General features: G+C 70.4%; 14 protein-coding genes. 6 read left to right on the top strand and 8 right to left on the bottom strand.

The annotated features are described in order from the left end of the window. Window positions 1–163: 163 nt before the first annotated feature. Entirely contained in the window at window positions 164–2,353 is a 2,190-nt protein-coding gene (locus tag FE811_RS02480) for a NosR/NirI family protein (RefSeq protein ID WP_116220733.1), read from the bottom strand. Continuing rightward, the gene (locus FE811_RS02475; RefSeq protein WP_116220732.1) at window positions 2,350–2,760 is read right to left on the bottom strand and encodes a hypothetical protein; all 411 of its coding nucleotides are present in this window, start codon (window positions 2,758–2,760) and stop codon (window positions 2,350–2,352) included. The genes FE811_RS02480 and FE811_RS02475 overlap by 4 nt, the downstream gene beginning before the upstream one ends. Window positions 2,761–3,097: 337 nt before the next feature. Here FE811_RS02475 and FE811_RS02470 point away from each other — a divergent pair, with 337 nt between their 5' ends. After that, the gene (locus FE811_RS02470; protein ID WP_036756592.1) at window positions 3,098–3,535 is read left to right on the top strand and encodes a pseudoazurin; all 438 of its coding nucleotides are present in this window, start codon (window positions 3,098–3,100) and stop codon (window positions 3,533–3,535) included. Window positions 3,536–3,696: 161 nt separating this feature from the next. Continuing rightward, complete coding sequence (locus FE811_RS02465) at window positions 3,697–3,969, top strand: DUF6522 family protein (RefSeq protein WP_036756589.1); 273 nt, start codon at window positions 3,697–3,699, stop codon at window positions 3,967–3,969. Window positions 3,970–4,013: 44 nt separating this feature from the next. On the opposite strand, the gene ric is transcribed toward FE811_RS02465, so the two are convergent. The 3 genes from ric to FE811_RS02450 are packed head-to-tail and all read right to left on the bottom strand — an operon-like array spanning window position 4,014 to window position 6,731. After that, window positions 4,014–4,679 (bottom strand): iron-sulfur cluster repair di-iron protein, encoded by a 666-nt coding sequence (gene ric, locus FE811_RS02460; protein WP_114536112.1) that lies wholly within the window; start codon window positions 4,677–4,679, stop codon window positions 4,014–4,016. Then, window positions 4,672–5,265 (bottom strand): UbiX family flavin prenyltransferase, encoded by a 594-nt coding sequence (locus FE811_RS02455; protein WP_116220731.1) that lies wholly within the window; start codon window positions 5,263–5,265, stop codon window positions 4,672–4,674. Before FE811_RS02455 ends, ric begins: the two co-directional genes overlap by 8 nt. Continuing rightward, complete coding sequence (locus FE811_RS02450) at window positions 5,262–6,731, bottom strand: UbiD family decarboxylase (RefSeq protein ID WP_116220730.1); 1,470 nt, start codon at window positions 6,729–6,731, stop codon at window positions 5,262–5,264. Before FE811_RS02450 ends, FE811_RS02455 begins: the two co-directional genes overlap by 4 nt. A gap of 123 nt (window positions 6,732–6,854) precedes the next feature. Between FE811_RS02450 and FE811_RS02445 the strand changes: the two genes are divergently transcribed. The 4 genes from FE811_RS02445 to FE811_RS02430 are packed head-to-tail and all read left to right on the top strand — an operon-like array spanning window position 6,855 to window position 10,511. Further along, entirely contained in the window at window positions 6,855–7,388 is a 534-nt protein-coding gene (locus tag FE811_RS02445; RefSeq protein ID WP_116220729.1) for an SCP2 domain-containing protein, read from the top strand. Beyond that, entirely contained in the window at window positions 7,388–8,380 is a 993-nt protein-coding gene (locus tag FE811_RS02440; RefSeq protein WP_036756575.1) for a peptidase U32 family protein, read from the top strand. Before FE811_RS02445 ends, FE811_RS02440 begins: the two co-directional genes overlap by 1 nt. A gap of 2 nt (window positions 8,381–8,382) precedes the next feature. Next, on the top strand, window positions 8,383–9,273 hold the full coding sequence (locus FE811_RS02435) for a U32 family peptidase (protein WP_116220728.1): 891 nt from the start codon (window positions 8,383–8,385) through the stop codon (window positions 9,271–9,273). Between the two features lie 23 nt (window positions 9,274–9,296). Further along, window positions 9,297–10,511, top strand: a complete 1,215-nt coding sequence (locus FE811_RS02430) for an NnrS family protein (RefSeq protein WP_140846493.1) — start codon at window positions 9,297–9,299, stop codon at window positions 10,509–10,511. An 85-nt stretch (window positions 10,512–10,596) separates the two neighbouring features. On the opposite strand, the gene FE811_RS02425 is transcribed toward FE811_RS02430, so the two are convergent. From FE811_RS02425 to narI, 3 genes are read right to left on the bottom strand one after another with little or no spacing between them, the layout of a single operon-like run. Then, window positions 10,597–11,109 (bottom strand): DUF2478 domain-containing protein, encoded by a 513-nt coding sequence (locus FE811_RS02425; protein WP_116220726.1) that lies wholly within the window; start codon window positions 11,107–11,109, stop codon window positions 10,597–10,599. Further along, complete coding sequence (locus FE811_RS02420; protein ID WP_244294882.1) at window positions 11,109–11,906, bottom strand: peptidylprolyl isomerase; 798 nt, start codon at window positions 11,904–11,906, stop codon at window positions 11,109–11,111. The genes FE811_RS02425 and FE811_RS02420 overlap by 1 nt, the downstream gene beginning before the upstream one ends. 12 nt (window positions 11,907–11,918) lie before the next feature. After that, window positions 11,919–12,620: a respiratory nitrate reductase subunit gamma gene (gene narI / locus FE811_RS02415; protein ID WP_116220724.1), complete on the bottom strand. Its 702-nt coding sequence runs from the start codon at window positions 12,618–12,620 to the stop codon at window positions 11,919–11,921. Between the last annotated feature and the right edge of the window lie 2 nt (window positions 12,621–12,622).

Genomic DNA, 12,622 nt, shown 5'->3' with positions numbered 1-12,622 from the left:
GGCGACGCCCGCGGCGCCCGCACCGATCACGGCCGGTCCCAGCGCCAGGCGCCCCCCGAACGCGCCGGCCATGGCCGCACCGCCGGCGGTCGCGCCCAGAAGCGCGCGGCGGCTCAGGCCGTTTTGCTGTTTGGTTTCCATGGTCGAACTCCTTTTCGTGTGTTCAAGCTTCGATCTTGCGGGTGGCGTTGGGATGGCCGGCCGGGGGCTGGCCCAGCTTGGGCGTGCTGCCGGCGGCCACGGCCTCGCGCCGTTTCAACTTGCGGATCACCACCGGGCAGGTGGTCTTGGACTGGTAAAGCACCTGGCAATGCATGCAGTTGATGCATTCGTTGGGATTGATCTCGCCCGTCGGGTGGATCGACTGCACCGGGCATTGCTGGGCGCAGATCTGGCAGGGATTGCCGCATTCGTGATAGCGCTTGAGCCAGTCGAACATGCGCATCCGCGCCGGGATCGCCAGCGCCGCGCCAAGCGGGCACAGGTAGCGGCAATAGAAGCGCTCGACGAAGAGCCCGGCGATCAGCAGCGCCGCGGCATAGGCCACGAAGGGCCAGGCGCGGATGAATTTCAGGATGATCGCGGTCTTGAAGGGCTCGACCTCGGCCAGATGCTCGGCCTGCTCGACGCTCATCAGCGAGACGCCGAAAAGGCCCAGGAAGATCATGTATTTGACCGGCCACAGCCGCTCGTGCAGACCCCAGGGCAGCGTCCATTGCGGGATGCGCAGCTTGCGCGCGATCTGGTTGGTCAGCTCTTGCAGCGCGCCGAAGGGGCAAAGCCAGCCGCAATAGGCGCCCCGGCCCCAGAACAGCAGCGCGGCGGCGACCGCGAACCACAGGATGAAGGTCAGCGGGTCCAGCAGGAAGGCCTGCCAGCTAAAGCCGTTCACCAGGCTGCCGAACAGCGCCATCAGGTTCACGACCGAAAGCTGCGCATTGGCATACCAGCCCAGGAAGACCAGCGTCACGGTCAGAAAGCCCATGCGGAAGATGTAGAAGGCGCGCTCGTTCCGGGTCGCGAAGCTCTGGAAGAAGAATGCCCCCGTCAGCACCAGCAGCATGGCGGCAAGCCCGGCGATCTTGGGCTTGGAATCCAGCCAGATCCGCTTCCACAGCTGCGCCTGGGCCTGGCTTTCGTCGGACTGGGCCACGGGTGCCGCCGCCTCGGGCGCGGGTGCGGGGGCGGCAACGCTGCGCAGGTATTTCTGCGGCAGCTGATAGCCCAGGTCGAAGGTGTGGAAGACCTTCTCGATCGGCCCGACCTCGCGATGCACCAGCAGCTGGATGCGGAAGGGCTTGGTCGGGTCGAAGCCCGAGGCGGCGGGGATCTTGAACAGGTCCATCTCGGTGAAATCCGGCGCGCCATCGGCGGCGACGGCGTTCAGCCGGCGATGGTCGCGGTCGCGGAAGCGCACCGAGACGTCGTCCTGGATCAGCACGATGCGGTCGAAGATGCCGCCGCGGACATAGCCCGAGCCCTTGAAGCTGTAGAGCCCGCGGCCCATGACCGCGATGGCCTGGTCGCCCGGCGCCAGCCAGGCCTGCAGGTTCGCGGCCTGCGCATCGCCCAGCAGCGCCTTGCCGACGGCCGGGACCGAGACCAGCCCGGCCTGCATCTCGATGAAGGTGGTGTCCGGCGCCTCGGACAGCGCGCGCTCGGCGGCGCGGCGGTCGGGATTGGCGGCGAAGGCCGCGTTCACTTGGCCCACGTCCAGCGACAGCCGGCGCAGGGTGCCGTCGCCCTCCATCTCGTGCCAGTCGGCCGAGGGGGCCGCGTCGGGGTCGATCTCGAATTTCGGGCCGGCGGCCACGGTTTCGGCGGCCAGCCCGCCAAGGCCGAGCGCGCGCGCGACCTTCAGCCCCGAGCGCACGATGGAATCGTCGATCACCATCACCGTGACCGTGGCGCCCGAGATGATCTCGACCTCATGCGCCGTGCCGCCCGATTGCGCCTCGGCCACGAGGTCGAGGCCCCGGTAGCCCTCGACCAGCGCCTTGACCTTGGCCTCGGGGATGCCGATCAGCACGATGGGTTCGGAATGCTTGACCAGCCGGACGCCAGCCACCTTCGCGTCCTTGTCCAGCGCGACGAGCGTATGGATGGGCTTGCCGGAATAGCCGGTGGTGCCGACGAAATCCGAGGTGACGAAGGCATGGGCGACGGTCTCGCCCCCCTTCAGCACCGGCGCCACGGCCAGGTCGGCGCGGATCGGCCCGAAACCGTCGGCGCCGGGCACCAGCTCGCCCGCGTTCTGTTCCGGCAGCAGCTGCGCCAGCACGCTTTCGGCGGCGGCCGGCAGGGCCGGCAGCAACAGCGATGCGATCGTCAGGACAAGGCGGAGGATCTTCATGCTCGGGCATCCATGGCAATTGCCTGGACCCGGCGCATCGGCTGGCGCGGATTGCCCGCATCAGACCAGAGGCTGTCGCCCGCAGGCGACGGGACCGCATGGGTCCAGGCAGAGGGGAAAGACGGGGGGCCGCGCGTCAGCACCAGCACCGGACGAACCGCACCGCGCACCTGCGCCGCGCCCGGCGCCACGGCCGGCCGCACCCAGGGCATCGTCCGGACCGGCAGGACGGAGTCGCCCCCCGAGGCCAGCAGCGGCGGGTGGCAGACCGGGCAGTCGCGGCATTCCTGCGGCGCGGGATGTTCGTTGCCTTGGGCGTCCAGCCAGACGGTGCGGGCATGGCCCTCGGCGCAGATGACGACCTCTTGCAAGGGGCCCGACGCCGCCGCGGCCAGATGGGCGGGCATCGCCGCACCCGTCCCCGCCCATCCCGCAACGAGAAGAAGGAGAATCGCGGCAAAGGCGAAAAGGCGCTGGGCCCGGTTATGGTTCGCGCGGCGGCACATGTCGCCGGTCTATGCCTTTGCCCGATCGCAAGCGTTGATCTAGGTCAAGCCAAATACAATGACGCGAGGTCACAGGGGGCCGGCCGCGGACAGGGACGCCGCCCTGCGACATTCTGTCATGACGGAAATCCGAGTTTTTCCCTCTGCCTTTGACTTATCTCAAGCCATGCGTCGCGCAACGGCCCTAGAACAAGACACGACGGGCGGGTTTGCCGCCCGGACCACCAAGGAGAACACGATGTTCCACAATTCCCTCGCCGCTGCTGCCGCCGCGCTGCTGGCCCTTGCCGCCCCCGCGTTCGCTGCGACCCACGAGGTGCATATGCTCAACAAGGGCGAATCGGGCGCCATGGTGTTCGAGCCGGCCTTTGTCCGCGCCGAGCCCGGCGACGTCATCAACTTCGTCCCCACCGACAAGAGCCACAACGTCGAAGCGATTAAGGAAATCCTGCCCGAAGGCGTGGAAACCTTCAAAAGCAAGATCAACGAATCCTATACGCTGACCGTGACCGAACCGGGGCTCTATGGCGTGAAATGCACGCCGCATTTCGGCATGGGCATGGTCGGGCTGGTGCAGGTGGGCGAGGCGCCCGATAACCTCGACGCCGCCAAGACCGCCAAGATGCCCAAGAAGGCGCGCGAGCGCATGGATGCCGAACTGGCCCAGGTCAACTGACCGGGGCCGGCGGCCACCGCCCAAGGGGGAAACAAGCGCGGCGCGAGACACTCGCCCGCGCCTTTCTTGATGAAAGTCGTGTCTTATCCGCCCCCCGCCATGGCCAAACGCCCGGCGCATCCCCATATGCCGGACAGGACGGCACCCCGGAGGGCAATGGCATGACCAGGATCGACTTGACCGAACAGGGTTTTATCGTCGAGGCGCAGGAACTGGCCGCGGCCTTCGGCGTCGAGCCGGGCCAGGTGCCCGAACTGATGCGCGCCAATCGCATCACCACCCGCTGCGAAACCGGCGAGGGCGAGGATGCCGGGCGCCATCGCCTGACCTTTTTCTTCCGGAACCAGGCGCTGCGCCTGACCGTCGACGCCGAGGGCACGATCCTGAAACGCGCGCGCTTCGACGTCCCGGCCCGCAACGCCGGGGCGCGCTGAACACGCAGGCGGGGCATCCGGCCAGCCGAAAGCCCCGCGCCCGGTCACGACGCAAGGACGCGCGGGAACAGGACTTCCTCTTCCAGATGGATATGGGCGATCACGTCGTCGCACAGCTTGCGCAAGCCGGTGTAAAGCGCCGTCCACGAACCGCAGGCGCCGGCCGGCAGGGTCAGGCCATGGGTCACATGCTCGATCCGGCGCAGCAGCTCGGCAGTATCCTCATGCTCGGCCCGCATGATGCGAATCGGCCCGGCCAGCATGGCGCCGCCGCCTTGCAGGATGGCGGGGAACAGCACGGTTTCCTCCTTGGCCATGTGCGATTCCAGGTCGTCGCGCAGCGCGATCAGCGCCTCGGTCAGGCCCAGGGGGGCCTCGTCATGGTCGCCATGCACCATCTCGACCCGGTCGGCCAGGCCGATCAGCCAGCCCAGCTCCTCGCGGTGGGTGTCGTGATAGCGGCTCAGGATATGGTCGATCAGCGCCGAGGTCTCGGTCGGGGCGTCGCGGCCGGCATTGTCGATCAGCGCCTGCAATTCGGCGGTCAGCGCCGGCAGGGCGATGCCGGCCTTTTCGGCGGCTTCGGCCAGGCCGGCACTGGCACCGCAGCAAAAGCTGATGCCGGCGCGGCGGAACACCTCGGCGGCGCCGGGCAGCCGGGCGGCGATGTCGCCGACGGGGGTATCTGGGGCAAGGGTGATGTCAGTCATGATGGTCTCCTCCATGGGGGGCGGGTCGAGAGGGGGCCCAGGCTTGGGCCCGGGGCGGGCCGAGGCGCAGCAGATCGACCGCGCGGGCGGCGATCTGGGCGGTGACTTCGGCCAGGCTTTGCGGGCGCAGGTAGAAGGCCGGCACCGGCGGCAGGATCACCGCGCCCATCCGGGTCGCGGCCTGCATGTTTTCCAGATGCGCCAGGGTCAGCGGCGCCTCGCGCGCCAGCAGCACCAGCGGCCGGCGTTCCTTCAGCTGCACCCCGGCGGCGCGGGTCAGCAACCCGTCGTCGAAGCCATGCGCGATGGCCGCGAGGCTGCGCATGGAACAGGGCGCGACGATCATGCCCGCGACCGGGCACGACCCCGAGGCGATGGCCGCGCCCAGGTCGCGCTGCGCATGCACCCGCGCGGCCAGCGCCTGCAAGGCGGTCAGCGCGTCCGGCCCGACCTCTTCGGCCAGCGTGCGCCGCGCCATGTCCGAGACGACCAGGTCGATTTCCGCCCCGGCGCGGGCCAGCGCGCGGGCGCAATCCAGCGCCAGAACCGCGCCCGAGGCACCCGAGACGCCCAGCACCACCCTCATGGCAGCACCGCGGCCAGCAGCGCCTCGGCCCGCGCCTCGTGCGCCGGGTCAAGCCGCATGACCCGGCCCCATTCGCGGCTGGTCTCGGCGCCGATCTTGGTGGTGGCGTCCAGCCCCAGCTTGCCCGCCAGCCCCTCGACGGGCGAGGCGAAGTCCAGGTAGTCCATCGGCGTGCGGTCCAGCAGCATCACGTCGCGGCCGGGGTCCATCCGGGTCGAGATCGCCCAGGCGATGTCGTCCCAGCTGCGCACGTCGATGTCGCTGTCCACGACCACCACCAGCTTGGTATAGCTGAATTGCGGCAGCATCCCCCACAGCGCCATCATCACCCGCCGCGCCTGGCCGGGATAGCGCTTGTCGATCGCCACCACCGCCATGCGATAGGAACAGGCGGCGGGCGGCAGCCACAGGTCGGTGATCTCGGGGATCTGGGCGCGGATCACCGGCAGGGCCAGGTCGTTGAACACCTCTCCGATGACCGAGGGCTCGTCGGGCGGCCGGCCGGTGACGGTCGACAGGTAAAGCGGATCGCCCCGGCAGGTGATGCGGCTGACGCGCATGACCGGAAAGGGCTCGACGGCGTTGTAATAGCCGGTGTGGTCGCCGAAGGGGCCCTCGGGTGCGGTCTCGCCGGGATGCACCCAGCCCTCGACGACGATTTCGGCGCGGGCGGGGACCATCAGCGGCACGGTCTGCGCCGCAACCAGTTCGGTCCGCGCGCCGCGCAGCACGCCGGAAAAGCCCAGTTCCGACACTGTCTCGGGCAGCGGCAGCGCGGCGGCCAGCAGCAGCGCCGGATCGGCGCCAAGCGCGATGGCGACCGGCATCGGCTCGTCCGCCTGCGCCCAGCTGCGGTGATGCGCCGCACCGCCGCGATGCGCCAGCCAGCGCAGGATCAGCCGGTCGGGGCCCAGCACCTGCGCGCGATAGACGCCCAGGTTGTAGCGGGTCAGATCCTCGGCCCGGCTGTCCTGCGGCCGGGTCAGCACCACCGGCCAGGTGATCAGCGGCCCGCCGTCCTCGGGCCAGGGCGTCTGCACCGGCAGCGAATCGAGGCCGGGCAGTTCGGCCTCTTGCGCCGGGCCGTGGCGCAAGAGCTTCGGCCGCGTCGCCAGCGCCGCGCGCAGCATGGGCCAGCGCGACATGACGTCGCGCATGCCCTCGACCGGGGCCGGGCTGCGCAGCGCGGCCAGGAATTCGCCAAAGCCCGCGACCTCGTCCGGCTGCAGGCCCAGCCCGGCCGCGACCCGCGCCCTGGTGCCGAAAAGATTGGCGATGACGGGGATGCGCGCGCCCTCGGGCCGGTCGAAGCGCAGCGCCGGCCCGCCGCGGCGCAGGCAGGCCAGCTCGACCGCCGTCATCTCGTGGCGCAGCGACACCGGCTCGGCGATGCGCGCGAACTCGCCCCGCGCCTCCAGCCAGGACAGAAAGGTCCGCAGGTCGGGAAATGAAGGAAGGCTGCGCATCAAGGGCTCCGACAGGCCCGCGGCAAGGCGGGCGGATCATGGCGGAAAGGCTAGGCGGGAATTTCCGCGGCTGATTTGACGAATATCAATCACAGCGCCGATTGGTCGGCCTAGACCCGGAACATGACCCAGCGCCCCACCCTGCCGCCGCTGCTGATGCGGCTTCCGCCCCCGCCGCTTTCCCGCCCGGCCCTTGGCCTGGCGCTGACGGCGTTCCTGCGCCGGATCGCCGCGAACAACCCGGCGATCCTGGCGCGCCTTGGTCCCTATGGCCAGGCGCGCTTCCTGCTCGATGTCAGCGACGGGCCGTTCCTGCTGCTGATGCAGCCCCAGGCGCGGCGGCTGACCGCCCATCCGCGCCATGCCCCCGAGCCCGAGCATGACGCCGCGATCCGGGGCGGGCTGGCGGCGTTCCTGGCCATGCTGCATGGCGCCGAGGACGGGGATGCGCTGTTCTTTTCCGGCGAGTTGCAGATCGGCGGCGATACCTCGGCGGTTCTGGCGCTGCGCAATGCGCTGGACGATGCCGAGCTGGACCTGACCGAGGAACTGGCGGCGCTGACCGGCCGGCCGCTGGGGCGCTGGCTGCGCCGCGGCTCGGCGCTGGTCGCGCGCAGAAGCGGGCTGGTTCTGTCCCGACAAGAGGTGATGCCATGATGGAGCTGGTCTGCCCGGCCGGAACCCCGGCGGCCCTGCGCGCCGCGGTCGATGCGGGGGCGCATACGGTCTATTGCGGCTTTGCCGACGAAACCAATGCCCGCAACTTCCCCGGCCTGAACTTCAGCCGCGAGGAACTGGCCGAGGGCATCGCCTATGCCCATGCCCGCGGCGCGCATGTGCTGGTGGCGATCAACACCTTCCCGCGCGCCGGCGACCAGGCGCTGTGGCACCGCGCCGTCGGCGACGCCGCCCGGCTGGGCGCGGATGCGGTGATCCTGGCCGACCTGGGCCTGATCGCGCATGCCGCCGAGGCTCATCCCGGCCTGCGGCTGCACCTGTCGGTGCAGGCCGCCGCCGCCAATCCCGACGCGATCAACTTCTATGCCGAAACCTTCGGCATCCGCCGGGTCGTCCTGCCCCGCGTGCTGTCGGTCGAGGAGATCACCGCCATCAACCGCGAGATCGAGGTGGAAACCGAGGTCTTCGTCTTTGGCGGGCTCTGCGTCATGGCCGAGGGGCGCTGTTCGCTGTCCTCCTATGCCACCGGGCTGTCGCCGAACATGAACGGCGTCTGCTCGCCCGCCAGCCACGTCGCCTACGCCGATGTCGCCGGCAATCACGAGGCGCGGCTGGGCGATTTCCTGATCCACCGCACGCCCAAGGGGATGCCGGTGCCCTATCCGACGCTGTGCAAGGGCTGCTTCAGCTCGCCCGACGGCAAGGGCGGCGGCCAGACCGGCCATATCTTCGAAGACCCGGTCAGCCTGGACGCGACCCGGCTGATCCCGGCGCTGCAAAAGGCCGGGGTCAGCGCATTGAAGATCGAGGGGCGGCAACGCTCGCGCGCCTATGTGGCGCAGGTGGTGCGCGCCTTCCGCGCCGCCGTCGAGGCCGCCGACCAGGGCGCGCCCATGCCCGAGGGACTGCTTGCGCGGCTGACCGAGGGCCAGGCCGCGACCACCGGCGCCTATGCCAAGACCTGGAGATGACCATGGACCTGACCGTCGGCCCCATCGCCTTTTTCTGGAGCGCGGAGCAGGTCCGCGCCTTTTACCTGACGCTGGCCGATACCCCCGTTCAGCGGGTGGTGATCGGCGAATGGGTCTGCTCGAAGCGCCTGCCCTTCTGGCAGCACGAGATCCCCGCCGCGGTCGAGGTGCTGCAGGCCGCAGGCAAGGAGGTGGCGCTTTCCACGCTGACGCTGATCACGCTCAAGCGCGAGCGGCGGCAGACGGCCGAGCTGTTCGCCTCGGGCCTGCCGGTCGAGATCGCCGACCTGACCGCGCTCCAGCACCTGCCCGAGGGCGCGCCCTTCTGGGTCGGCCCGACGGTCAACGTCTATAACGAGGGCACGCTGGAATGGCTGGCCGCGAAAGGCGCGCAGCGCATCTGCCTGCCGCCCGAGCTGCCGCTGGAATCGGTGGCGCAGCTGGCCCGCGCCGGGCAGGACGCCGGCGTCGCGGTCGAGGTCTGGGGCCATGGCCGGGCGCCGCTGGCGATCTCGGGGCGCTGCTATCACGCGCGGCTGCACGACCGCGCCAAGGACAGCTGCCAGTTCGTCTGCGCCGAGGATCCCGACGGCCGCACGGTCGAGACGCTGGAGGGCCAGCCCTTCCTGACCGTGAACGGCGTGCAGACGCTGAGCTATACGCATATGAGCGTCGCGGGACAGGCCGATGCCCTGCGCGATGCCGGCGTCGCCGCGCTGCGGCTTTCGCCGCAGCCGGGCGATTTCGCCGCTGTGGCCCGGCTTTACGCCCAACTGCTGGAAAGCGGGCTTTCGCCGCAGGACGCCCTGGCCGGCTTGCGCCGCATCCAGCCCGGCGCCATCTTTGCCCAAGGGTTCCTGGAGGCGCGCCCCGGCGCCGCCCCCTGCCCATGACCCCATCTTGACGGAGACGCGCGATGTCCACCTCGGAACGCATGCGCAACTATCGCGGGCCGGTGCTGCTGAGCCACGGCTTCCGCGCCTTCTTCCTGATCTCGGCGCTCTGGGCGGCGCTGGCCATGGCGATCTGGGTGGCCATGCTGGCGGGGGCCGAGATCCTGCCCCTGGCCTTCGACCCGTTCAGCTGGCACGCCCATGAATTCCTTTACGGCTATCTCGGCGGGGTCATCGCCGGCTTCCTGCTGACCGCGGTGCCGAACTGGACCGGGCGGCTGCCGGTGATGGGGGCGCCCCTGGCCGGGCTGGTCGGGCTGTGGCTTCTGGGCCGGGCCGCGGTCGGGGTCTCGGCGCTGCTCGACTGGCGCGTGGTCCTGCTGGCCGATCTGGCCTGCGGGCTCATGCTGCTGGCCTTCCTGGCGCGCGAGATCCTGCACGGCCGGAACTGGCGCAACCTGCCGGTTCTGGCGCTGCTGGGGCTGTTCGCCGCCGGCAACGCGCTGTTCCATGTCGAGGCCGCCCGCGGCGACGCGGCCTTCGAGGGCATGGGGATGCGGCTGGGCCTGGCCGCGGGCCTGATGCTGATCGCGCTGATCGGCGGGCGCATCATCCCCAGCTTTACCCGCAACTGGCTGGCAGCGCGGGGGGTGCAGCAACTGCCGGCGCCCTTCGACCGCGGCGACGGGCTGGTGCTGGGGCTGACCGGGGTGACGCTGGCGGGCTTCGTCGCCCTGCCCGACGGCCGGGCCATGCCCTGGCTGATGCTGGCCTGCGGCGCGGCGCATCTGTGGCGGCTGGCGCGCTGGCAGGGGGCGCGGACCGGGGCCGAGCCGCTGCTTTGGGTGCTGCACCTGGCCTATGGCTTCCTGGCGCTCGGCTTCTGGGCCGAGGCGGCGGCGGGCCTGGGCCTGATGGCGGCGGCACCGGCGCGGCATGTCTGGCTGGCCGGCGCCATAGGGCTGATGACGCTGGCGGTGATGAGCCGGGCGAGCCTGGGCCATAGCGGGCGGGCGCTGCATGCCGGGCGCGGCACCACGGCGCTTTACCTGGCGCTCGCCGCCTCGGTGGTGCTGCGGCTGCTGGCCGGGGTACTGCCGGCGCAGGTCTGGCTGCTGCACCTGTCGGGGACGCTGTGGGTTCTGGCCTTCGGCGGCTTCGCCCTGCTCTACCTGCCGGTGCTGGCGCGGCCGCGCGTGGCGAAAAAGCCGGTCTCGGGCGCAAGGCGGACAGCCTGAAGCGCACCACGAAAAGAAAGGCCCGGTCGCGACGACCGGGCCTTTTTCGTTGCATGAGCCTTGGGGGCCTTGGGGGCCTTGCAGGTCAGGCGGGTTGCAGCCGGCAGGCCCGCTGGCACCAGCCCATGACCGCCGCCTGATCGGCGGGAAGCGGCGTGGCGAGCCCGTCGGCAAAGGCCTGGAACGCCGGCAGGTTCAGCCCGTTCACACCAGCCAGCACCGGGATGCCGCGCGACAGTGCCTCGGCGATCAGGGGCGCAAAGCCGCGGCCCTCGGATTCCTGCTTGCCGAACTTGTTGACCAGCAGCAAGTCGGCGCCGGGCAGCGCGGCGGCGACGCCCAGCACCGCCGCCTCCAGCACGCCGGCGTCCAGCCGGCAGCCGCGGGCGCCGTTGCCGCGATCCTCGCTGATGCGCAGCACCGGGCCGTCGGGCAGCACGCGCAGGTCCATGTCGCATTTGACGCGGCCCTCGCGCTCGGGGTTGGTCTGCACCGTCCCGGCCAGCCGCAGCCCCGCCGCCTGCGCCGCCCCGGCAAGGGCGGCAAGGAAGCGGTCGTTCGCGCCGCGGCCGGGCAGGCTGACATAGGCCAGTTGCATCACGCCCGCCTTTCCTGGTCGAAGGAAACGCCCGAGATCTCGGCCCCGGCGACCAGCCCGTCCAGGTAGTCGCGGCTGGCGCGCAGCCAGGCCGCCTTGTCATGCGCCTGGCGCAATTGCGGCAGCACGGCCTGGAACGGCAGCACCGCGCCCTGCGCGCGCGCATCCAGGCGGACGACATGCAGGCCATAGCGGGTTTCGGCCAGGGCCAGCGCGCCTTCCTCCATCGTGGCCAGCACGGCCTCGAACTCGGGGACGGTATCGCCCGAGGTCAGCTGCCCCAGAACCCCGCCGGCATTCTTCGAGGAACAGGCGCTCAACTCGGCCGCCAGTTCGGCAAAGCGGCGCGGCTGGGCGCGCAACTGGGCCAGCACCGCCTCGGCCCTGGCCCGCGCCTGGGCACGGGCCTCGGCATCGTCGGGGGCGGTGGCGAACAGGATATGCGCCGCCTCGAAAAGCGAGGGGGCGCGGAACTGTTCGGGATGGGCGGCGTAATGCGCGGCCAGCGCCGCCTCGTCGGCAGGCGCGGGCCGGATCTTCTGGTCCAGCAGGGCGCGGATCGCGGCCTCGTCCTCGGTCTCCCATTGGCCGGGGGCAAGCTCGGCCGGTTCGGCCGCGATGCCCTGGGCGCGGGCTTCCTGCAGCAGAAGCTCGCGCACCGCCAGCGCCCGCGCGGCGGCGCGCCAGGCATGGCCGGGCTTGCCCTTGGGCGCGGGGTGGTTCTGCGCCTCGGCCGCGATGCGGCCGGGGTCCAGGGTCACGCCGTTCACGACGACGGGCGGTAGCAGCGGTTTCATCTCCATCGCCGCTTACTCCGCCGGGTGGCGCTTGGCCGGGTAACGCTTGGTCCGCACGATCTGGTAGCCCGGCCGCCACAGGTAGCGCACGGGGGCCGAGATCATGTGGACCAGCCGGGTGAACGGGAACAGCAGGAAAATGGTCAGCCCCAGCAGGATATGCAGCTTGAAGAGCCAATGCACGCCCACGAGGTGATCCGCCGCGCCCGAGCGGAAATAGACGATGCCCTGCGCCCAGGACATCAGCCGCGTCATCTCGTGCCCGTCCAGATGCTGCATCGAGACCAGGATGGTCGCAAGCCCCAGCACCAGCTGGGCGATCAGCAGGGCCAGGATGCCGGTATCGGCCAGCGTCGTATGGGCGCGCACCCGCGGGTCGGTCAGCCGGCGATGCAGCAGCATCCCGCCGCCCACCAGCGCCATGACCCCGGCGATGCCGCCGGCGGTCATCGCCAGCACCTGCTTGGCGCCATGGCTGATGCCGAAGGCGTCAAAGACCGCGATGGGCGTCAGAAGCCCGCCCAGATGGCCGAAGAAGATCACCAGCACGCCGACATGGAACAGGACCGAGCCGATGACGAATTGCCGCCGCCGCAGGATCTGGCTGGACTTGGATTTCCAGCTGAACGGATCCTGGTCATAGCGGATGATCGAGCCGAGGATCATCACCGTGATGGCGATATAGGGATAGATCCCGAAAAGGAAATTGTTCATCT

This window comes from Paracoccus sp. FO-3, assembly GCF_006386455.1.
In the GTDB taxonomy this organism is placed as follows: Bacteria; Pseudomonadota; Alphaproteobacteria; order Rhodobacterales; family Rhodobacteraceae; genus Paracoccus; species Paracoccus versutus.
The sequence above is the reverse complement of the archived record's forward strand: the minus strand, read 5'-3'. Positions and strand labels throughout refer to the sequence as shown.